This window comes from Nocardioides sp. (assembly GCF_030150155.1).
GTDB lineage: Bacteria > Actinomycetota > Actinomycetes > Propionibacteriales > Nocardioidaceae > Nocardioides.
The window spans coordinates 140,602-162,328 of record NZ_JASLGR010000061.1; the positions used below are offsets into that span (position 1 = coordinate 140,602).

The 21,727-nt window shown below is 70.5% G+C and carries 9 protein-coding genes; 6 read left to right on the forward strand and 3 right to left on the reverse strand.

What is annotated here, in order from left to right; all coding sequences use genetic code 11:
* Positions 1–7: 7 nt before the first annotated feature.
* The 6 genes from Q1V88_RS19385 to Q1V88_RS19410 all read left to right on the forward strand — a co-directional run bounded on the left by Q1V88_RS19385 (position 8) and on the right by Q1V88_RS19410 (position 16,174).
* Positions 8–2,017: a biotin carboxylase N-terminal domain-containing protein gene (locus Q1V88_RS19385; RefSeq protein WP_300683631.1), complete on the forward strand. Its 2,010-nt coding sequence runs from the start codon at positions 8–10 to the stop codon at positions 2,015–2,017.
* Positions 2,014–3,180, forward strand: coding sequence for an acyl-CoA dehydrogenase family protein (locus tag Q1V88_RS19390; protein WP_300683633.1), 1,167 nt, complete (start codon positions 2,014–2,016; stop codon positions 3,178–3,180). Before Q1V88_RS19385 ends, Q1V88_RS19390 begins: the two co-directional genes overlap by 4 nt.
* A gap of 209 nt (positions 3,181–3,389) precedes the next feature.
* A complete protein-coding gene (locus Q1V88_RS19395; RefSeq protein WP_300683634.1) occupies positions 3,390–3,980 on the forward strand; it encodes a hypothetical protein in 591 nt (196 codons plus the stop codon).
* Positions 3,977–9,418, forward strand: a complete 5,442-nt coding sequence (locus tag Q1V88_RS19400; RefSeq protein ID WP_300683635.1) for a LamG-like jellyroll fold domain-containing protein — start codon at positions 3,977–3,979, stop codon at positions 9,416–9,418. Before Q1V88_RS19395 ends, Q1V88_RS19400 begins: the two co-directional genes overlap by 4 nt.
* A gap of 242 nt (positions 9,419–9,660) precedes the next feature.
* Entirely contained in the window at positions 9,661–15,291 is a 5,631-nt protein-coding gene (locus tag Q1V88_RS19405; protein ID WP_300683637.1) for a SpaA isopeptide-forming pilin-related protein, read from the forward strand.
* 139 nt (positions 15,292–15,430) lie between these two features.
* Positions 15,431–16,174, forward strand: coding sequence for an enoyl-CoA hydratase-related protein (locus Q1V88_RS19410; protein ID WP_300683639.1), 744 nt, complete (start codon positions 15,431–15,433; stop codon positions 16,172–16,174).
* 225 nt (positions 16,175–16,399) lie between these two features.
* On the opposite strand, the gene Q1V88_RS19415 is transcribed toward Q1V88_RS19410, so the two are convergent.
* From Q1V88_RS19415 to Q1V88_RS19425, 3 genes are all read right to left on the reverse strand, one after another.
* Positions 16,400–17,959, reverse strand: coding sequence for a DEAD/DEAH box helicase (locus Q1V88_RS19415; RefSeq protein ID WP_366914110.1), 1,560 nt, complete (start codon positions 17,957–17,959; stop codon positions 16,400–16,402).
* A gap of 303 nt (positions 17,960–18,262) precedes the next feature.
* Complete coding sequence (locus tag Q1V88_RS19420) at positions 18,263–20,449, reverse strand: 3-hydroxyacyl-CoA dehydrogenase NAD-binding domain-containing protein (RefSeq protein WP_300683642.1); 2,187 nt, start codon at positions 20,447–20,449, stop codon at positions 18,263–18,265.
* 9 nt (positions 20,450–20,458) lie between these two features.
* On the reverse strand, positions 20,459–21,670 hold the full coding sequence (locus Q1V88_RS19425) for an acetyl-CoA C-acetyltransferase (protein ID WP_300683643.1): 1,212 nt from the start codon (positions 21,668–21,670) through the stop codon (positions 20,459–20,461).
* Positions 21,671–21,727: the final 57 nt, after the last annotated feature.

A 21,727-nucleotide genomic window follows, 5' to 3' on the forward strand; every position in this document is an offset into this window, starting at 1 on the left:
TGAACCCATGACGACCACCTCCCGCGTCATCACCCGCGTGCTCGTCGCCAACCGCGCCGAGATCGCCTCACGGGTCTTCCGTACCTGCCGCCGGCTGGGGATCTCCACCGTCGCGGTCTTCTCCGACGCCGACGAGCAGCTGCCGTACGTCGCCCACGCCGACCTGTCGGTGCACCTGCCGGGCAACACCCCTGCCGAGACGTATCTGCGCGGCGACCTGATCATCGCCGCAGCCCGGCGTGCCGGGGCCGACGCGATCCACCCCGGCTACGGCTTCCTCTCCGAGAACGCCGAGTTCGCCGCCGCCGTCGAGGCCGCCGGCCTGACCTGGATCGGCCCGGCCCCGGAGTCCATCACCTCGATGGGATCGAAGGTCGGCTCCAAGGAGATCATGCGCGCCGCCGGCGTACCGGTGCTCGAGGCTCCGGCCGATCCCACGGAGGCCGACCTCCCGCTGCTGGTCAAGGCCAGCGCGGGTGGCGGTGGCCGCGGGATGCGGATCGTGCGCTCCCTCGCCGACCTGGACGGCGAGATCGCCCGGGCGGCCGCCGAGGCGACCAGCGCGTTCGGCGACGGCACCGTCTTCGTCGAGCCGTACGTCGAGCAGGGCCGTCACGTCGAGGTCCAGGTGATGTCCACGACCGTGATCGGCGACCGGGACTGCTCGATCCAGCGCCGTCACCAGAAGGTGGTCGAGGAGGCGCCCGCCCCGGCGTTGCCCGACCACGTCCGGACCGCCCTGCACGATGCCGCCCGGCTCGCGGTCGAGGCGATCGACTACCGCGGGGCGGGGACGGTGGAGTTCCTCTACGACCCGGCCAAGGAGCGGTTCTGGTTCCTGGAGATGAACACCCGCCTCCAGGTCGAGCACCCGGTGACGGAGGAGACCAGCGGCCTGGACCTGGTCGAGCTGCAGCTCCAGGTCGCCGCCAACCCCGACTTCCGGGTTCACCACGGCCGACTTCCGGGTTCGCCACCGTCGAGTTCCGGGTTCGCCACGGATGCACACTCGATCGAGGTCCGGCTCTACGCCGAGGACCCGGCCGCCGACTACGCCCCGCAGACCGGGCGCCTCACCGCCTTCGAGATCCCCGAGGGTCCGGGCATCCGGGTCGAGTCCGGCTTCGAGAGCGGCAACGAGGTCTCGACCTTCTACGACGCGATGGTGGCCAAGGTGATCAGCACCGCCGCCACCCGCACCGAGGCGGCTCAGGCCCTCGCCGCCGTCCTGCGCCACGCGCGGATCCACGGTCTGCGGACGAACCGGGACCAGCTCGTCGCGATCCTGGAGTCGCCGGCCTTCCTCGCCGAGGAGGTCTCGACCGCGTTCCTCGCCGACGGCGGCCCGACGCTGCCTGCGGCAGGTGCCGAGGTCGACGCCGCGGTCCGGCTGGCGGCCGCACTGGCGATCACCGCAGCCGCCGACAGCCGCCGCACCGTCTCCACGGCGATGCCGACCAGCTGGCGCAACGTGGTCAGCCAGCCGCAGCGGATCGACTTCACCGACGGGACCCACGCCGAGTTCCTCGGCACCCGGACCGGGTTCACCGCCGACGGATTCACCGTGGTGAGCGCCACCGCCGAGCGGGTGGTGCTCGACGGCCAGGGCCTGCGCACCCCGTACGCCACCACCGTGCGCGGCCTGCCCGGCCACGAAAGCGTCGACGTCGACGGGCTGCACGGACACGTCGCCCTCACCCGGAGCCCGCGCTTCACGGACCCGGCCGACCGGATCGAAGCGGGCAGCCTGCTCGCCCCGATGCCCGGCGCGGTGGTCGCGGTGCACGCCGCCGTGGGCGATCACGTCGAGGAGGGCCAGACCCTGCTCGTCCTGGAGGCGATGAAGATGCAGCACACCATCGCGGCCCCCCACGCCGGCCTGCTCAGCGAGCTCGGCGTGCAGCTCGGCGACCAGGTCACCGGCGGGACCGTCCTCGCCGTGGTCCACCCGCCCGAGTCCGACACCACCGACACCACCGACCAGACCGAGAACGCCGCACAGCAGGAGCAGTCATGAGCACGAGCACCTTCACCGAGCCCGAGGAGCGCCTCGAGCTGCGCAAATCGGTCGCCAAGCTGGCTGCCAAGTACGGCCAGGAGTACTTCCTGACCAAGGCCCGCGCGGGTGAGAAGACCACCGAGCTGTGGGCCGAGCTGGGCAGATGCGGCTACCTCGGGGTGAACCTCCCCGAGGAGTACGGCGGCGGAGGCGGCGGCATCGGCGACGTGGCCGCTGTGCTCGAGGAGCTCGGCGCGGCCGGGTGCCCGATGCTCCTGATGGTGGTCTCCCCCGCCATCTGCGGCACCGTGATCGGCAAGTTCGGCACCGAGGAGCAGAAGCAGCGCTGGCTGCCCGGGATCGCCGACGGCACCGCCACGATGGCGTTCGCGATCACCGAGCCCGAGGCCGGCACCAACACCCACAACATCACCACCACCGCGCGCCGCGACGGCGACGAGTGGGTGCTCAAGGGCCAGAAGGTCTTCATCTCGGGCCTGGACGAGTCGGCCAACGTGCTCGTGGTGGCGCGTACCGAGGACGCCAAGACCGGCAAGCTCAAGCCCTGCCTCTTCATCGTGCCGACCGACGCACCGGGCTTCTCCTTCACCCCGATCCCGATGGACTTCGTCTCCCCCGAGACCCAGTTCCAGGTCTTCATCGACGACGTCCGACTGCCCGCCGACGCCCTGATCGGCGACGAGGACGGTGGCCTCTTCCAACTCTTCGCCGGCCTCAACCCCGAGCGGATCATGGCGAGCGCCTACGCCACCGGGATGGCCCGGTTCGCCCTGGCCAAGGCGACCGCGTACGCCAAGGAGCGCACCGTCTTCAAGGCGCCGATCGGCACCCACCAGGGCATCGCCCACCCGCTGGCCCAGGCCCACATCCAGGTCGAGCTGGCCCGGCTGATGACGCAGAAGGCGGCGGCCCTGGTCGACGCCGGAGAGGACCTCGCGGCAGGCGAGGCGGCCAACATGGCGAAGTACGCCGCCGCAGAGGCCTCGGTCTTTGCCGTGGACACCTCGGTGCACACCTTCGGCGGCAACGGCCTCACCCAGGAGTACGGCATGGGTGCCCTGGTCGCCGGAGCCCGGGTGATGCGGATCGCCCCGGTCTCCAAGGAGATGATCCTGAACTTCGTCGCGATGCACTCCCTGGGCCTGCCCAAGAGCTACTGAGCACGCCCCCTCGCACCACCCGTCAGACCCCCGTCGGCCCCGCCGGCGGGGGTCTCGTCGTACCTGAGCGAAGCCACCGACTGTTCACCTGATCGGTCGCAGAGCGCCGCCTGGACCGGGCGCGAGATTCACAGCCGGTCCCCGAGGATCGCATCCGGGTCGCCTGAGCGGCGGCTGTGAACCCTCCCCACGAAGGACCTGGTCCCGTCATGCCCTCACCCGTGCGCAGCCGTGCCCTGGCGCTCGCCGCCACGCTGCTGGCGTTGGTGGCGGTGGCTGCTCTCGGCGGCGGTACGACGCCACCGGACCCGACCGAACGGCTCTGGACCACGACCGACGCCTGGGAGTCGACCGAGGCTGACGACCCGGAGGCGAGCGAGGGCGAAGGCGACATCGAGGCCGGGCCGACGCTCCAGACGGCGACGAGCACCCCGCGCGCCCTGAGTACCACGGCCGACCCCACCACCAGCACCACCGACCACCCGCAGCACTCGCCCGCTCCGCTCCTCAGCACCGCACCCACCGAGGCACCCACCCACACCACCCACACCCCCGGCACCAGCATCCAGCTCACCGCCACCGCGGCCGGGCTGCTCTGGTTCCGCCGGCGCGGACGACGCGCCATCCTCCCCGCGACGACGGCATCACGCCCCAGCCGCGAGGGTGAGGTCACTCCTGGCATCACGCCGGTCGAGACGACCTCCCCTCGCGGCTTTTTCGTCGCCCCACGATCGTCAGTGGGCGCTCAGGTCCCGCTGGCTCTCCCGGTTGCACCCCTACACACGAAGGAGATGTCGTGAGATCACGACGAAGCCTCACCGGCTGGCTGCAGCGCGCAGCCACCGCCGCGGTGGGCGTCGCGGTGGCGGTCACAGCACTGATGGACGTGCCCGCGTCCGCCGCCACCCCGACCCCGATCGCCCCTGCCAGCACGGTGATGGCGGCCCTGCCCGCCGCCGCCCCGGCCGCCCTGCCGGTCGCCGACATCCTCGATGTCGACGGCACCGACGGCGCCAGCCCGTTCAAGGACAAGGCCGCCGGCCGCGCCGGGGTCGTCTACGGCGCCCCGACCGCCGCCAACGACGCCTCCCTCAAGCGGAGCGTGGCCACGTTCGACGGCACCAAGGACGCGGTCGTCTTCCCGCTTGCCGACGCCTGGAAGGCCGAGACCAGCCCGAACATCACCCAGTCGGTCTCGATCGAGTGCGTCTTCCGCTTCGAGGGCACCCTGCCCACCACGGCGGAGAAGGACGTCTGCTCCGGCAAGCAGGCCGGTGGCTACACGATCCGGGTCAGCGGCGGGAACATCCAGGCCCAGATGTACGTCGGGGGTGCCTACCAGTACGCCTCGGCGCCGCTCGCCACGAACACCTGGTACCACACCGTGGCGACGTACGACGGCACCGCCGTCCGCCTCTACGTCAACGGCGTCCTCGCCGCGACCACCCCGGTCTCGGGCACCGTGACGCCCCCGCCGGGCGGCTACTTCGCGCTCGGTGCCGACAGCTCGACGACGGGGACGGCCGAGTTCCACGCCCCGGTCTCGATCGCGCTGGCGCGGATCTACAGCGCACCGCTGGCGGCCTCGTCGGTGGCGGCGCTGGCCACGGCCGTCGGTCTGACCCCGAAGGCGCCGACGCCCGACGTCCTCGACGTCGACTTCAGCACCGGTGCTCCCCGCGAGACGGCCGCCTCGATGGCCGCCACCACCTGGGGCACGCCGACGTACCGCACCAACGCCGACCTCCAGGCCGGTGTGATGGCGGTCGACGGGGTCGACGACGCGGTCTCGTTCGCCGACTTCGCGGGCCAGTGGTCCAAGCTCGGCTCGGCCTTCACCGTGGAGTGCGTCTTCCGGGTCGACCAGGCGCTGCCGGTCACCGGGGAGAAGGACCTCTGCTCGGACAAGGAGGCCGGTGGCCTGTCGATCTACGTCAACGGCGCCACCCTCGGCACGATGGCCTACATCGGCGGCGGCTACAAGACCGTCACCACCCCGATCGACGGCGAGCGCTGGTACCACGCCCTGTCCGTCTGGGACGGGTCGACGTTGAGCCTCTACCTCAACGGCGTCCTGGCCTCCAGCACGGCGGCGACCGGCGCCCTGACGGTGCCGCCCAACGCGACCGCCCGGCACTTCGTGATCGGTGGCGACGCGAGCCCGAACGGGATCGTGGCCCAGTGGGCGCCGCCGTCGTCGTACGCGGCCGCCGGCGTCTTCAGCCGTGCGGTGAACGCGGCCGAGGCCAAGCTCCTGGCCGGCCAGTGGAACACCACCCCGCCCGCGCCGAAGGCCGACATCGTCGACGTCGACTTCGCCGACGGCACCTCGGTGGACCACGCGCAGAACCTGACCGTCACCCGCCTCGGTGACCCGCAGATCGGCACCGAGGAGGCGCTGGACAAGAAGGTCGGCACCTTCGACGGCTCCGACGACGCCTACGCGTACGCCTTCGGCAACGAGTGGTCCAAGCTCGCCGGCGGCTTCTCCCTGGAGTGCACCTTCCGGTTCAACGGCACCCAGCCCGCGGCCACCGAGAACGCGATCTGCTCCGACAAGGAGTCCGGCGGCTTCGCCACCGTGGTGAACTCCTCGGGGCTGACCTTCATGGCCTACGTCGGCGGCTCGTACAAGAGCGTCTCGGTGCCGATCAACACCGGCCAGTGGTACACCACCCTGGCCACCTGGGACGGCACGACGATCAAGCTGTACGTCGACGGCGTCCTGGCCGGATCGGTCGCCGCCAGCGGCACCCTCGGGCTGCCCAGCGGCGACGCGAAGACGGCGCTGATGCTCGGTGCCGACACCAACACCAACGCGGTCGGCCAGTTCTTCGGGGCCGCGACCGTGGCGACGATGCGGGTCTTCGGTCGCGCGCTCGGTGCCGCCGACGCGATCGGCCTCAACGTGGCCGCTCTGGGCGACCACCGCGACGCGGGCGTGGAGCTGGTCTCCACCACCCCCAAGCGCGGCGCCCTGGTCAGCTCGCCGGTCGAGTTCGACGCCACCATCACCCACGTCGGCTCGGCGACGAGGTGGCGCTACACCCTGGACGGCGCCACCATCACGCCCGGCCAGCGGATCGGGGCCGGCCTGAGCGCCGGCACCCACACCATCGCGATCAGCGCCACCGACGTGTTCGGCAAGGCGATCAGCTGGACGGTGACCTTCACCTCCACGACGATCCCGACCGGGACCGGCACCCAGACCGGTCAGGGCAAGGGCAAGGTCACGCTCTCGGCGATCGCCGAGTCGAACGACGGCTCCGACGTCACCACGACGTTCAAGCGGGCCAACGCCACGGCTGCCAGTGGCGGCTTCAGCGGCGTCGTACCGGTGCTGCCCTCGACCCTCGACTTCACCTACACCCACGGCGCCACGATCAGCGGCTCCGCGGTGCCCGACGGGAAGACGCTCGACAGCCCGTCGACCGGCCAGATCCCGTTCCAGCGCTTCGACATGACCCTGCCCAGCAGTGTCGACGGTCAGGAGATCGTGTGGAGCGGCGTGGTCGACCCGGAGCGCTCGGTGAGCCTGCGGGCCTGGAACGTCGCGACCGGCGCGTGGTCGGTGCTGGGCACCGCCCGCGGCACCGCCGAGGGCGACACCACGCTGTCGGGCGCGGTGCGTCCGACGATGCTGGACAAGGGTGTGGTGCACGTCCTGGTCACCGGTGACGACCCGTTCGCCGACGACCTCTCGCCGCACGACTCCTCGGCGCAGAACACCAAGGACTCCTTCGAGAAGCCCGAGGACTACGACTTCTCGATGGTCCACTTCACCGACACCCAGTACCTCGCCGAGGGCGCTGCGGGCGGCACGTACGACAACTGGAACGGCGTGGCCGAGTCCAAGGACGTGATGAAGATCGAGGAGCAGGCGGTCTGGCAGAAGGCCTACACCGCCTCCACCGAGTGGATCCGCGACAACGCCGCCGCGCGCAAGATCAAGTACACCGCGCACACCGGCGACGTGATCGAGAACGACTACTACGACCCGCTCAAGAAGGACGGCAACGGCAACCTGCTCTACCCCGGCCTGAACGAGGAGGTCGACAAGGAGCTGGCCTTCACCTCGGGCGCGCACAAGGTGCTCGACGACGCCGGCCTGGTCAACCAGGTCATCGCCGGCAACCACGACAACCAGCTCGGCGCCGAGACCGGTCCGACCAGCCGGTTCAGCAGCACCTTCAGCGCGGCGCGCTACTACGCCTCCTCGAAGCTGTGGCCGGCCGACCAGAAGGCCTCGTTCCACACCTGGGACGAGACCACAGCGGCCGACGGCTCCACCACGGTGGCGGGCAAGGACAGCCAGAACAACTACGTGCTGTTCTCCGCCGGCGGGCTCGACTTCGTCGCCGTCGGTCTGTCGTACGGCGTCACCGCCGAGGAGGCCGCCTGGGCGAGCTCCATCTTCGCCCGGTACCACGACCGCAACGGCATCCTGCTCACCCACGCCTACCTGGCACCCTCGTCGAACCCCGACGGACGCGGCGCGAGCTTCTCCGCCGACGGCTCGCGGCTCTACAACCAGGTGGTCACCGCCAACCCGAACGTCTTCCTGGTCCTGGCCGGCCACGAGCACGGGGTCGGCACCAACCTCAAGACCGGTGTCGGCGTGACCGTCGCGCACAACGTCGTCGAGCTGCTGGCCGACTACCAGTTCTACACGGTCTCGGCCGGGGAGCTCTTCCCCGGCAAGGCCGACAAGAACGGCAACATCGACCTGGACGGGGACGGCACCACCGACCACAAGTCGACCGACCAGCTGCAGTTCGGCGCGAGCTTCCTGCGCCTGCTGCAGTTCGACGTGAAGCGCTCCGAGATGCACGTCGACACCTACTCGCCGCTGCTGAAGAACTTCGGCGCGACCGAGTACGACACCGCGAAGCGCTACAACGGCGCCGAGGACAACATGGTCCTGCCGGTCGACCTCTCCAGCCGCACCACCAGCTTCGGCACCGACGGGCTCACCCTCGTCACGCCGGGCGACACGGTGATCGGCGAGTCGACGGCGCGCTCGGGGTGGCCCGCCACAGCGACGTGGTCGGGTCTGACCGAGGGCCAGGTCTACGCCTGGACGGCGACCAGCCGGAACGCGGCAGGGGAGAAGCTCGGCACCGTCGACCAGTTCGGTGGCGTCTTCGTCGCCTCGGCCGGCGGCACCGACGTCACCGCCCCGGTGATCACCGTCCCGGCCACGACCACGCTGAGTGTGGGGGCGACATTCGACCCGCTGGCCGAGGTGAGCGCGAAGGACAACGTCGACGGTGACGTGACCTCCTCGCTCCAGGTGCTGGGCAGTGTCGACACCACCAAGGCCGGCACCTACGCCCTGACCTACCTGGTCAGTGACGCGAACGGGAACCAGGCGATCGCCACGCGCAGCGTGAGCGTGACGGCTCCCACCACGCCGAGCAAGGCCGCCACCACGATCACGGCCGGCAACGCGTCGGTGACCTTCGGCGGCTCGCTGACCCTGAGCGCCCAGGTGACGGCCGCGAGCGCGACCGGCACCGTCACCTTCATCACCGGGGAGGAGATCTGGTGCACCGCGCAGATCTCAGCCGGGAAGGCCTCGTGCCAGGCGGGCCAGCTGCCGCCGCCGGGCACGTACGCCGTCCGGGCGGTCTACTCCGGCGACACCACCCACGAGGCGTCGCAGAACGCGCTCGCGGTCGTGGTGAAGGAGGCCACCTCGGCCCTGCGTGCCACCAGCACGACGGTCCGCTACGGCGCTGCGACCACGGTCGCGGTGAGCGTCACCGGGGCGACCAGCGGCACCGTCACCCTGACCGAGGCGGGCCGGACCCTTGGCTCGGCGCCGATCAGCGGCGGCGTGGCACGGATCGGGCTGGCGGCGCGGAGCCTGCGGCCCGGCGCACACCGACTGGTGGCGACGTACGCCGGCACGGGGACGGTCTCGGGATCGAGCACCACCCTCACGGTGAACGTGACCAAGGTGTCCTCGGCCGTCCGGCTCTCGGTCGTGAAGGCCAAGGCCGGCAAGGTCACCGTCCGGGTCCAGGTCACCGCGGCGGGCCTCAGCCCGACGGGTGTGGTCACGGTGAAGGTCGGTCGCAAGACGCGGACCGTGACGCTGCGTGGCGGCGCCGCGAGCGTCACCGTCACCGGCCTGGGCAAGGGCAGGACCAAGGTCACCGCCGGCTACGCCGGTGACGCCCTGACCGCGGCCTCGGCGACCTCCACCACGGTCGTGGTGAGACGCGGCCGCTGACCCTGCGGCACCACGGGTGCGGGCACGGTGCGGTCTAGACCGCAGCGTGCCCGCACCCCCTATTTCGGACGATGTCGACGCTCTGTGGCACCGGATACCGAAAATTTGGCGTTCTTTGCCGTCATACCTGCGACCGGGCCCAGTTACTCCCTACATAGGGACCAACGTCCCCATGCTGCAACCGAGCAGCTGGGGCCTTTTTTCTGGGGGATGCAGTGATCGGAAGCTGGAAACGACGCCTGATGGCGGGGACCGTGACCGGTGCCCTGACCGTCGGCATGATGATGTGGGGCGCACCTGCTCATGCGGCAGGTGAAGCACTCACCGTCACGTTGTCACAGACCACCGGCACAGCGCCGTTCGACACGACGGCAGGCGCGACGGACACCAACGGCCTGGACCTCAACGACAGCAACGACGTGGTGCGGACAAACGACACCGTCACCTACAACGTCGGCGTCCGGTACGAGGGCGGTGCCCAGACCAACCCGACGATCACCTTCACCCTGCCCCGGGGCGAGGAGCTGACCAGCCTCCCGGCCTGGTGCAAGAGCGGCTCCTCGGTCACCCCGGCCAGCCTCCCCGCCCCGACCGTCCCGGTGACCGCCACCTCGTGGACGACGCTGCCGCAGCAGACGGTGGTCTGCATCGTGGCCGGCGAGACCCAGGGCACCTCGCGCAACTACCCGTTCATCAGCAAGGTCCGCCCCGAGGTCCCGAACAACACCGTGCTCGGCCCGGTCTCGGCGAACGTCACCTCGGACCAGGTGACCGCCGCTGTGACCACGCCCACGGTGCAGCACACCGTCTCCTCGGCACCGCGGGTGGACCTCTCCAAGCGGCTTGCCTCGACCTCCAACACGTCAGGGCCAGTCGGCACCGGTTGGTCGGTGTGCAGCTTCGACAAGACCCAGAGTTGTCTGCTGCAGACCTACCCGATCACGATGAGCGTGCCCAGCGGAGGCAAGGGCGGAGCACCCTTGGCCTCGCCGATCACCTTCACGGACGATCTTTCCCCCGATGTCTTCTACGGCCCGGGTACGACGTCCTCGGCGGCGTGGACGGCCGCGGGCGCCAACGCCACCACCAAGTACGCCCCTCGCTTCACCGAATGCGGCGGCGGACAGTACATGTTCCCGTGGGCGCTGCCCAACGCGACCATGACGGTTGCCGGCGCGACCACCGACAACTCGGTGCGTAACTCCGGGACGATGAAGTGCACCCAGTCAGCGCCCGGACAGCCGGTCAGCATCACCGTGACCGGCACCGACACCACGGCGTACACCGTGCCCAGCACCGATCACAACGGCAACGCGCTCGACGCCAGCCTCGGTCTGATCATCTCGCTCTACATCCGGGTCGAGGTCCCGCTCCAGGCGGTCAAGGACCTCGGCATCGACGACGGCGGCACCTGGGCCCTCAACACGCACAACAACCTGACCAACCTCAATGCCACCAGCGTCACCGGTCAGCCAGCCATCGAGACCGACCCGGCCAACAACCGTCGCGACCTCAACATTCGCGCCGAGCGTGGTGGCCCCGGCGGTATCACCAAGGCGTTCGTCGGCATCACCGGCAAGCCCGGCAACACTCCCGCGAGCAGCTTCTCGCCCAACCCCGAGTTCGAGGGCCTGCCCGGCGCGGGCACCTGGCGCGACGGCAACACCGTCGCGGTCAAGGGCCAGACCGTGCTGAGTGCGGTGACCTACACCCGTCACGGCATCCCGCCGAACGGCGACGACTCCTTCCTCAACACCGTCGAGGTCTGCGACACCTGGGACTCCACCAAGCTCCAGCTGCCCGAGACCTTCACCTTCACCGGTGCGACCTCGACCCTGATCCAGCGGCCCTCCAACGGCAATCCGGTGTGGGCGAGCTACTGGGGTGACGGCACGCCGATCACCAGCCAGACGCCGCGCAACATGAAGGTCCAGTACGGCTACGTCGCCACCCCCGGCAACGGCGCCAGCTCCGACTGCACCAACTCCGGCTCCACCGCCGTCGCCTGGGCCGACAGCCCGGCCGACGTGCCCGGCGCCACCCTGGTCGACGGCTCCTGGCAGGGCATCAACCGGGTGCGGATGTCCTTCACCGACATCGCTCCGCGGGCTACCGACTACTTCCAGTTCAACATGGCCGTCGCGCTGAAGGTCGTCTCCACCGACGCCGTCGGCACGATCCTGCCGAACTGGGCAAGCTTCGCGGCCCTACCGAAGATCACCACCCTGGATGACGTCGTCTCCAACGCCGCGACCCAGAAGTCCAACTCCGGCTACAACGCCAGCACCACCACCGGTGGCACCCAGGGCGACCGGCTGATCCTGGGCAAGGTCTCCGCACGGCTGAAGAAGTCGGTGCAGAACAAGACCACCGGCGCCTGGGTCTCCTCCGGTGCCTCCTACACCGCCGGTGACACGGTCACCTACCGCCTGGCCCCGAGCATCGTCGCCGACGTCGACGCCGGCCTCTTCAGCCAGGTGTACGTCGAGGACTGCCTGCCCGTCGACGAGGTGTTCGTCTCCTCGCACCGGGCCAGCGGCGCCGCGATTACGCCGATCCTCGTCCAGTCCGGTGCCCCCGCGGGCTCCGAGATCACCTGCCCCGCAGGCCGGACCTACATCAAGTGGGACCTGGGGATGAACGAAATCGGTAAGACCATCGACCCGGTGCTCTACGACGCCGAGCTGCTCGACACCGCGCTGCCGACCTCGACCACCGCCCCGGTCGTCGACTACACCAACACCGCGCTGGTCAGCTCCCCCGACGACGGTTCGTCGCTCGCTGCCCGCACGGCCAAGGCACAGATCCTGGTCGCGGTGCCCTCGGGCATCAAGATCTCCAAGTCCGTGGACAAGGGCGTCATCGAGCTGAACCCGGGCGGTGCCACCCACCCCCGGAAGTTCACCTGGACCGTCACCTTCGCGAACCTGAACAACCCGACCACCGTGGCGAACGCCGACGTGATCGACGTACTGCCGGCCAACGGCCTGGGCGGGACGTCCTTCCACGGCACGCTGACGCTGAACTCGGTGACCGTGACGACGGGCACGGGCGCCGGTCTCCAGACCGGGGCCGCGACCAACGTCACCACCCTGTACACGAAGTCGACGCCCAGCACACTGAACTCGGACCCGACCGACGCCACCAACGCGGCCTCCGGGTCGACGGTGTGGTGCTCGGCCGCCGACGGCACCGGCACTGTTGTCTCCGGCAACGGCACCACCGCCGACTGCCCGAGCACGATGGCCCAGGTCACCGGCCTGCGCTTCCAGCGCCCCGGTGAGTTCAAGCCGACCGACACGCTGCGCGCGATGATCACCCAGACGCCGGCCGACAACCGCGCCGACGACGTCTACGACAACGTCACCTCCGGCAACGCCACCGGCGTCAGCCAGCCGGTCGGCCCCGCCTCGCGGACCGTCACCGTGATCGGCTCCTCGCTGGGCGACACGGTCTGGCGGGACACCAACCGCAACGGCCTGCAGGACGCCGGCGAGCCCGGCGTCGCGGGCTTCGCGGTGAAGCTGAGCGGCACCGACGTCGACGGCAATACGATCTCGGCCACGACGACGACCAACGCCTCGGGGAAGTACCTCTTCGACAACCTTCCCAGCGGCTCGTACGTCGTCACGTTCGCGCCCGCCAGCCTGCCGGCCGGCACCGCCTTCACCACCCAGAAGGTCGGTACCAACGACAAGATCGACTCCGACGGTGACGCCACCACCGGTGTCACCGGGACGATCACGCTGGGCGCCAACACCGCCGACCTCGACGTCGACCAGGGCATCATCGAGAAGCCCGGTGCCCTGACCTGGACCAAGACGGACCAGGGCGGCAGCGCGCTGGCCGGCTCGTCGTGGACCCTGACCGGGCCGTCGTACCCGACCGGCACGACCGTGGCCGACAACGGCCCGCTCGACGCCGACCCTGCCGACGGTGCCTTCAAGGTCACCGGCCTGGACTGGGGCAGCTACACGCTGACCGAGGCCACCGCCCCGACCGGCTACCAGCTCGACACCACCAGCCACCCGGCGACGGTGGACGGGTCGCACCTGGCCGTCGACCTCGGCGCGATCAAGGACGCCCCGATCCCCGGGGAGATCGTCTGGACCAAGACCGACGGCCACGGCTACCCGCTGGCCGGTTCGGAGTGGACCCTGACCGGACCCTCCTACCCGACCGGCACCACCATCGTCGACAACGACCCGCTCGACGCCGACCCGGCCGACGGCGCGCTCAAGGTCACCGGCCTGGACTGGGGCAGCTACACGCTGACCGAGTCGACCGCTCCGACCGGCTACACGCCGAGCTCGACGACGTACACCGCCGTGCTCGACGCCACCCACCTGAGCATCGACGTCGGAGCGATCGCCAACACGCCGATCCCCGGTGACCTGACCTGGTCCAAGACCGACGCCGGCGGCGCCGCGCTCGCGGGCTCGGAGTGGACCCTGACCGGACCGTCGTACCCGACCGGCACGACCGTGGCCGACAACGGCCCGCTCGACGCCGACCCGGCCGACGGCGCGCTCAAGGTCACCGGCCTGGACTGGGGCAGCTACACGCTGACCGAGACCACCGCCCCGACCGGCTACGTGCTGGACCCGACGGTGCACACCGTCAGCATCGGTGCGACGGCGCTGCACGGTGCCGTCGGCGCGATCGTCAACGCCCCGACCCCGGGCAGCGTGACGTGGACCAAGTCCGACCCGAGCGGGAAGGCGCTGGCCGGCTCGGTCTGGTCGCTGACCGGCCCGGGCGGGTACGCCGCCACCATCACCGACAACGGCAGCGGCGACGAGGACCCGGCCGCGGGTGCGTTCAAGGTCAGCGGTCTGGCCTGGGGCAGCTACACGCTGTCCGAGACCAAGGCCCCGGCCGGCTACATCAAGGCCACCGGCTCCCGGACGGTCACGATCGACGCCACCACCCTGGCCACCACCTTCGGTCCGGTGACCAACTCCAAGGTCGTCGTGATCCCGCTGAAGAACGCTCCGACGATCACGACCCGGACCTCCGCGGCCCGCGTCACCGTCGGCTCGCCGCTGCGCGACAAGATCACGCTGCGGAACTTCACCGCCGGTGGCACCTCGCAGGGCACCGTCCGGCTCTACGGTCCGTACGCCTCCCGGGCGGCCGCGACCTGCCAGCCGGCCAAGCTCGTCGCCACGCGTCACTTCACCCCGCGCAACGGCACCCAGACGAGCCCGGCCGTGACGGTGAAGGTCGCCGGCTACTACACCTGGGTCGCCTCGACCTCGGCCGACGCCAAGAACGAGGCCACCACGCACCGGTGTGGTCTGGCCAGCGAGACCACCCTCGTGCACAAGCCGACGTACGGGCACCCGATCGTGGAGGCCGGCTACTCGGGCATCGAGTACTCGTTCATCCGCGACGTCGCCCGCACCGTGGCCTCGGCCGTCAACACCGCGCGGCTGAGCTACCAGGCGATCGGCGCGAAGGCCACCGCCACCCCGGTCGGGATCAGCCGGAACAAGGTCGAGATCCCGTCCAACGTCGCCACCCTCGGCATCATCGGTCGCTCCGCCGGCCTGGGTGACGTCGTCGGCACCACCGTGATCGTCGGGCACGTCTCCGACAAGTACGACCGGGCCGGCGCCTTCTACAAGCTGTCGAAGGCCAAGCGCGGCCAGATCATCTCGGTCGTGCAGGGCGGCACGACGTACCGGTTCAAGGTGACCAGCACGTCGACCTACTCCCGCAAGGCCGGTGCCGGTGTGCCGACCCGGTTCTTCTCCACCACGGGAGCCCACCGCCTGGTCCTGATCAGCTGCACCGGCAAGGTCCAGCTCGGCGGCGGCCGGTTCCACTACACCCGCAACCAGGTCGTGGTGGCGAAGCCGATCAAGTAACACCCGTCGGGGTGGTGCTGCCCGTTCGGGCAGCACCACCCCACCCAGAGGGCCTGCCGGGTCCGCCGCTCGGGAGCGGATCCGGTGGGCCCTCACGCTTTCCCTTCCTCGGGTCCGCGTTCTCCTTGATACTGGGTCGATGCCGACTGAACTGGTCCACTACGCCGCCCTCGACGGCGTCGCCACGATCACGCTCGACTCCCCGCACAACCGCAACGCGCTCTCCCGGCAGCTCGTCAGTGAGCTGTCGGCGCACCTCACGGCCGCTGCCGCCGATGAGTCGGTACGCGCGATCGTGCTGACCAGCGCCGACCGGGTGTTCTGCTCGGGTGCGGACCTGTCCGAGGCCTCGACGACGCCGATGCTCGAGGGCGCCCGCGCGATCGTGGCGCTGCAGCGACTGATCCTGGAGCTGCCCACGCCGGTCGTGGTCGCGCTGCGGGGCCCGGTCCGCGCCGGGGGCACCGGCCTGGTCGCGGCCGCCGACATCGTGATCGCCTCCGACGCCGCGAACTTCCAGCTCACCGAGGTCAAGCTCGGCCTTGCCGCGGCCGCCATCTCGCTCACGGTGCTGCCCCGGATGACGTCGCGGGCCGCGGGCCTGACGTTCCTGAGCGGTGCGAAGTTCGGGGCGACCGAGGCGGCGGCGTACGGCCTGGTGACGCGGGTCGTCCCCGCCGACACCCTCGACGCCGCGGTGAGCGAGGTCGTCGCCGAGCTGATCACCGGCGCGCTCCAGGGCCTGCGCGAGACCAAGGGCCTGCTGAACGCCTCGATCCTGGCCGGCTTCGACGCCCGGGGCGAGGAGGTCGCCGCCCTGTCGGCACGCCTGTTCGACAGCCCCGAGGCGCACGAGGCGATGACGGCGTTCCTCTCCCGCTAGCCGACTTCCGGGTTCACCACCGCCCACATCCGGGTTCACCACCGTCGACTTCCGGGTTCACCACCGCCACGGCACACCCCGGGAACGACGAATCCCGCCCCGCACGAATGCGGGACGGGATCCTGAATCATTCAGAGGTTCGCGTGGCGAACCCGGAAGTCGACGGTGGTGAACCCGGATCTCGCGCGTGGCGAACCCGGATCTCACACGTGGCGAACCCGGAAGTCAGCGGCCGGCGCTGAAGTCGGCAGCCGAGCGAGTGCGCCCGCCGCCGTTACCGCGACCCGAGCGACCGGCGGGACGGGAACCACCCTGACCGCCCGAGCGCGAGCCACCCTGACCACCCGAGCGGGAACCGCCCTGGCCGCCGGAGCGGGCGCCACCCTGACCCTGGGCCGAGCGCTGCTGGCCCTGCCCCGAGCCGGTACGTCGACGCTGGCCGCCGTTGCCGGACTTCGGCTGAGCGCCTGCGCCGGCCGACGTACCCGTGCCGGCGGCTTCTGCTGCCTGGCGCTTGCGCGCGCGGCTGCCGGGGCGCGACTTGCGGGTGCTCTCACGGTCGCCGGTCTCGCGACGGGCCGGCTGCGTGGCCGCCTCGGGGACGTAGGCACCCGGACGGGTGCGCTCGCCGGGGGCGATCTCGGTGAGGATCGGGGCGCCGACGCCGTCGATCCGGGTGATCGCCGGCTTGATCCCGGCGGCACGGGTCAGGTCGCGGACGTCCTTGACCTGGTCCGACGTCATCAGGGTGACGACGGTGCCCGACGCACCGGCGCGAGCGGTACGACCCGAGCGGTGCAGGTAGGCCTTGTGCTCGGCCGGCGGGTCGGCGTGGATGACCAGGGCGACGTCGTCGACGTGGATGCCGCGCGCTGCGATGTCGGTGGCGACCAGCGTCGTGGCGGCGCCGGAGTGGAAGGCCTCCATGTTGCGGGTACGGGCGTTCTGCGACAGGTTGCCGTGCAGGTCGACCGACGGGATGCCGTTGGAGTTGAGCTGGCGGGCCAGGGCCTTCGCGCCGTGCTTGGTGCGGGTGAAGACGACGGTGCGCCCGGGCGCGGAGGCCAGGTCGCACAGCACCGCGAGGCGGTGGTCACGGGCGGCCAGGTGCAGCACGTGGTGCTCCATCGTGACGACCGGCGACTGCGCGGAGTCGGCCTCGTGGGTGACCGGGTTGGCCAGGAACTGCTTGACCAGCACGTTGATGCCGTTGTCCAGGGTCGCGCTGAAGAGCAGCCGCTGCGAGCCCTTCGGGGTCTTGGACAGGATCCGCTTGACGCCCGGGAGGAAGCCGAGGTCGGCCATGTGGTCGGCCTCGTCGAGGATGGTGACCTCGACCGAGGAGAGGTCGGCGTAGCCCTGACCCATCAGGTCCTCGAGCCGGCCGGGGCAGGCGAGCACGATGTCGGCGCCCTTGCGCAGGCCGGTGACCTGCGGGTTCTGGCCGACGCCGCCGAAGACGGTCTGCATGGTGAGGCCGTAGGCCTGGGCCAGCGGCTCCAGCGACTCCTTGATCTGGCCGACGAGCTCACGCGTCGGGGCCAGGATGAGGCCGCGGGGCTGGTAGACGCCGGCCTTGCGGCCCGACGCGACGAGGCGCGCGACGAGCGGAATGAGGAAGGCGTACGTCTTGCCGGAGCCGGTGCGGCCACGACCGAGCACGTCACGCCCGGCCAGGCTGTCGGCGAGGGTCGCCGCCTGGATCGGGGTGGGGTCGATGATGCCGCGCTCGGTGAGGGCGCTGACGATTTCTGCGGGCACGCCGAACTCGGCGAAACCCTTCACAACTGAAGACAAGAGTGTTCTCACATCTGGCATGTCTCGCCAGGGATCGCCACCGATCGGTGGCGGGAGCCGGAGGGATTCCGGCCTCATGATCGATGCCGTGACGGCCGATCGCAGAGTGGCAGCCGAAGGCAAGACTGGACCGGCTGCGTTGTCAGAGTACGGCGAAGGGGGCGCCCCGGCCTAAACCGGAGCGCCCCCTGGCGCTACGTGGGTGATGCGTGGCGAACCCGGATCTCACCGGTGGCGAACCCGGATCTCGCGCGTGGCGAACCCGGAATTCGGCGGTGGTGGAGCCGGATCTCAGGCGGGGAAGGACTCGCCCTTGGCCGCCATCTCCCGCAGGTACGCCGTCGGCGCGAACCTCTCGCCATAGCGGGCGGCCAGCTCGTCGGCCCGGACGAGGAACGCCTCGATGCCGTGCGAGCCGTCGGCAGCGTCGTACCCGGTGATGAACTGCGCCGCACCACCGGTCAGCGCCGGGAAGCCGATGCCGAAGATCGAGCCGATGTTGGCGTGCGCCGCCGAGGTGACGACGCCCTCCTCGAAGGTCTTCGCCGTCTCCAGCGCCTCGATGAACATCTGCCGGTCACGCAGGTCGGCCATCTCCGGCTGCACCTGCGCAGCCGGGAACAGGTCGGCCAGGCCGGACCAGATCGAGCCGCGCTTGCCGTCGACGTAGTCGTAGAACCCCGCCCCGGCGAGCTTGCCCGCCCGGCCCGCGTCGATCAGGGCACCGGCGACCTTCTCGATCGTGGTCAGCTCGCTCACCCCGGCCGCCTCGCGGGTGGTGGCGGCGATCTTCACCATCAGCTGGAGGTTGAGCTCGTCGGCGAGCTGGAGCGGCCCGACCGGGTAGCCGGCCTGGGTGGCGGCGCGCTCGATCGAGTAGGGGTGCACGCCGTCGGCGAGCATCTGCAGACCCTCCTGGATCACCGTCCCGATCACCCGCGAGGTGTAGAACCCCCGCGAGTCGTGGGCGATCATCGGCGTCTTGCGGATCGCCTGGACGACGTCGTACGCGCGAGCCAGGGTCTCATCGGAGGTGTCGCCACCGCGGATGATCTCGACCAGCGGCATCTTGTCGACGGGCGAGAAGAAGTGCAGCCCGATGAACCGCGACGCCGCATCGGCACCGTCGAGCCCCTTGGCCAGCTCGGTGATCGGCAGCGTCGAGGTGTTGGAGCACAGCAGCGCCCCTTCGGCCAGGAACGGCGTGATCTCGTTGAAGACCGTCTGCTTGAGGGCGACGTCCTCGAAGACGGCCTCGACCACCAGGTCGGCACCGGCGGCGGCCGCCGGGTCGGCGGTCGCGGTGATCCGGCCGAGCAGCTCGGCGGCCTTCTCCTCGGTCAGCTTGCCGCGGGCGACACCCTTGGCGTTGAGCCCCTCGGTGTAGGCCTTGCCGCGCTCGGCCGCCTCAGCAGACACGTCCTTGAGCACGACCTCGACACCGGCGCGGGCCAGCACGTAGGCGATGCCCGCACCCATCATCCCGGCGCCCAGCACGACCGCCTTCGTCGGCTTGTACGTCGGCACGCCGGCCGGCCGCAGAGCGCCGGAGTTGATCGAGCCCAGGTCGAAGAAGAAGGCCTGGATCATGTTCTTCGCCTGCTGGGAGGTGACCAGCGAGACGAAGTAGCGCGACTCGATCCGCGAGGCGGTGTCGAAGTCGACCTGAGCACCCTCGACGGCGGCCGACAGGATCGCCTTGGGGGCGCGCATGTCGGTCTGCTTGATCTGCTTGCGCAGGATCGGCGCGAGGGCGGGCAGGAACGCCGCCAGCGACGGCGAGGACGGCGAGCCGCCGGGGATCTTGTAGCCCGGCTTGTCCCACGGCTGGGAGCCGGCGCCCTCGACCTCGGCGTTGGCCAGCACCCAGGCATGGGCCCGGTCGAGCAGCTCCGCGGCCGGGACGACCTCGTCGACCAGACCCTTGGCCTGGGCGGCCTCGGGCTTGAACCGGGTGCCCTGGCCGAGGATCTCGGTCAGGGCGGTGACGATGCCGAACATCCGCACCGTGCGGGTGACGCCGCCACCGCCGGGCAGCAGGCCGAGGCTGACCTCGGGCAGGCCCAGGTCGTAGCGGCCCTCGGCGGCGATCCGGTGGTTGGCGACCAGGGTGATCTCCAGGCCGCCACCCAGGGCGGCGCCGTTGATCGCGGCGACGACAGGGCGCGGGAAGAGCTCGAGGCGACGCAGCGTCGCCTTCATCGACTCGACCTCCTCGAAGATCTGGTCGGCGTTCTCCGCGCGGACCGGCATCATCCGCTTGAGGTCACCGCCGGCGAAGAAGGTCTTCTTCGCGCTGGCGATGATCACGCCGGTGATCGGGTCGGTCTCGTGGTCGGCGTACAGCCGATCGATGGCCGCGCCCATGCCGGCCTTGTAGGCCTCGTTCATGGTGTTGGCGGACTGGGTCGGGTCGTCGAGGGTGAGGGTGACGACGCCGTCGGCGTCGCGCTCGTACTTCACTGCAGATTCAGTCATCAGATTTCCTTAGACGAGCTCGACGATGGTGGCGATGCCCATGCCCGCGCCGACGCAGAGCGTGGCGAGGCCGCGGCGCTTGCCCTGGCGCTGGAGCTCGTCGACGAGCGTGCCCAGGATGATGGCGCCGGTGGCGCCGAGCGGGTGGCCCATCGCGATCGCGCCACCGTTGACGTTGGTGACCTCGGGGCCGATGCCCATGTCCTTCATGAAGCGCAGCGCTACGGCGGCGAAGGCCTCGTTGATCTCCCACAGGTCGATGTCGTCGACACCGAGGCCGGCCTTGGCGAGCGCCTTGCGGGCCGCGGGCGCGGGGCCGGTCAGCATGATGGTCGGCTCGGAGCCGATCACGGCGGTGGAGATGATCTTGGCCTTCGGGGTGAGGCCGTAGTCGCGACCGACCGCCTCGTTGCCGATCACCATCAGCGCGGCACCGTCGACGACGCCCGAGGAGTTGCCGGGGTGGTGGACGTGGGTGATCGACTCGATCCAGTGGTACTTGGCCAGCGCTACCTCATCGAACCCGCCGTCGCGGCCCTGGGCCTCGAACGAGGGGCGCAGTCCGGCCAGGGACTCGACCGTGGTGCCGGGACGGATCAGCTCGTCGTGGTCGAGGACGAGGACGCCGTTGCGGTCGTAGACCGGGACGACGGCGTTGTCGTAGTAGCCGGCCTTCCAGGCGGCGTCGGCGCGGGCGTGCGACTCGGCGGCGACCCGGTCGACGTCGGTGCGGGTGAAGCCCTCGAGGCTGGCGATCAGGTCGGCACCGATGCCCTGCGGGATGAAGTCGCAGGCGAGGTTGGTGGCCGGGTCCTGCGCCCAGGCGCCACCGTCGGTGCCCATCGCGACCCGGCTCATCGACTCCACGCCACCGGCGATGATCAGGTCCTCGAAGCCGGAGCGGACGCGGGCGGCAGCCTGGTTGACGGCCTCCAGGCCCGAGGCGCAGAACCGGTTGAGCTGGACGCCGGCGACGGTCTGCGGCATCCCGGAGACGATCGCCGCGGTGCGGGCGATGTCCATCCCCTGGTCACCGATCGGGGTGACGACGCCGAGGACGATGTCGTCGATCCGGTTGGTGTCGAGGGTCGGGTTCCGCTTCTGGGTCTCATCGAGCAGTCCGGCGACCAGGTCGACCGGCTTCACTTCGTGCAGCGCCCCATTCTTCTTGCCACGGCCGCGGGGCGTGCGGAGGTGGTCGTAGATGAAAGCTTCAGCCATGCACCAATCATGACACCAGAACTGTCAAGGTCAAGGGCCCGACAGTCGGCATCACCG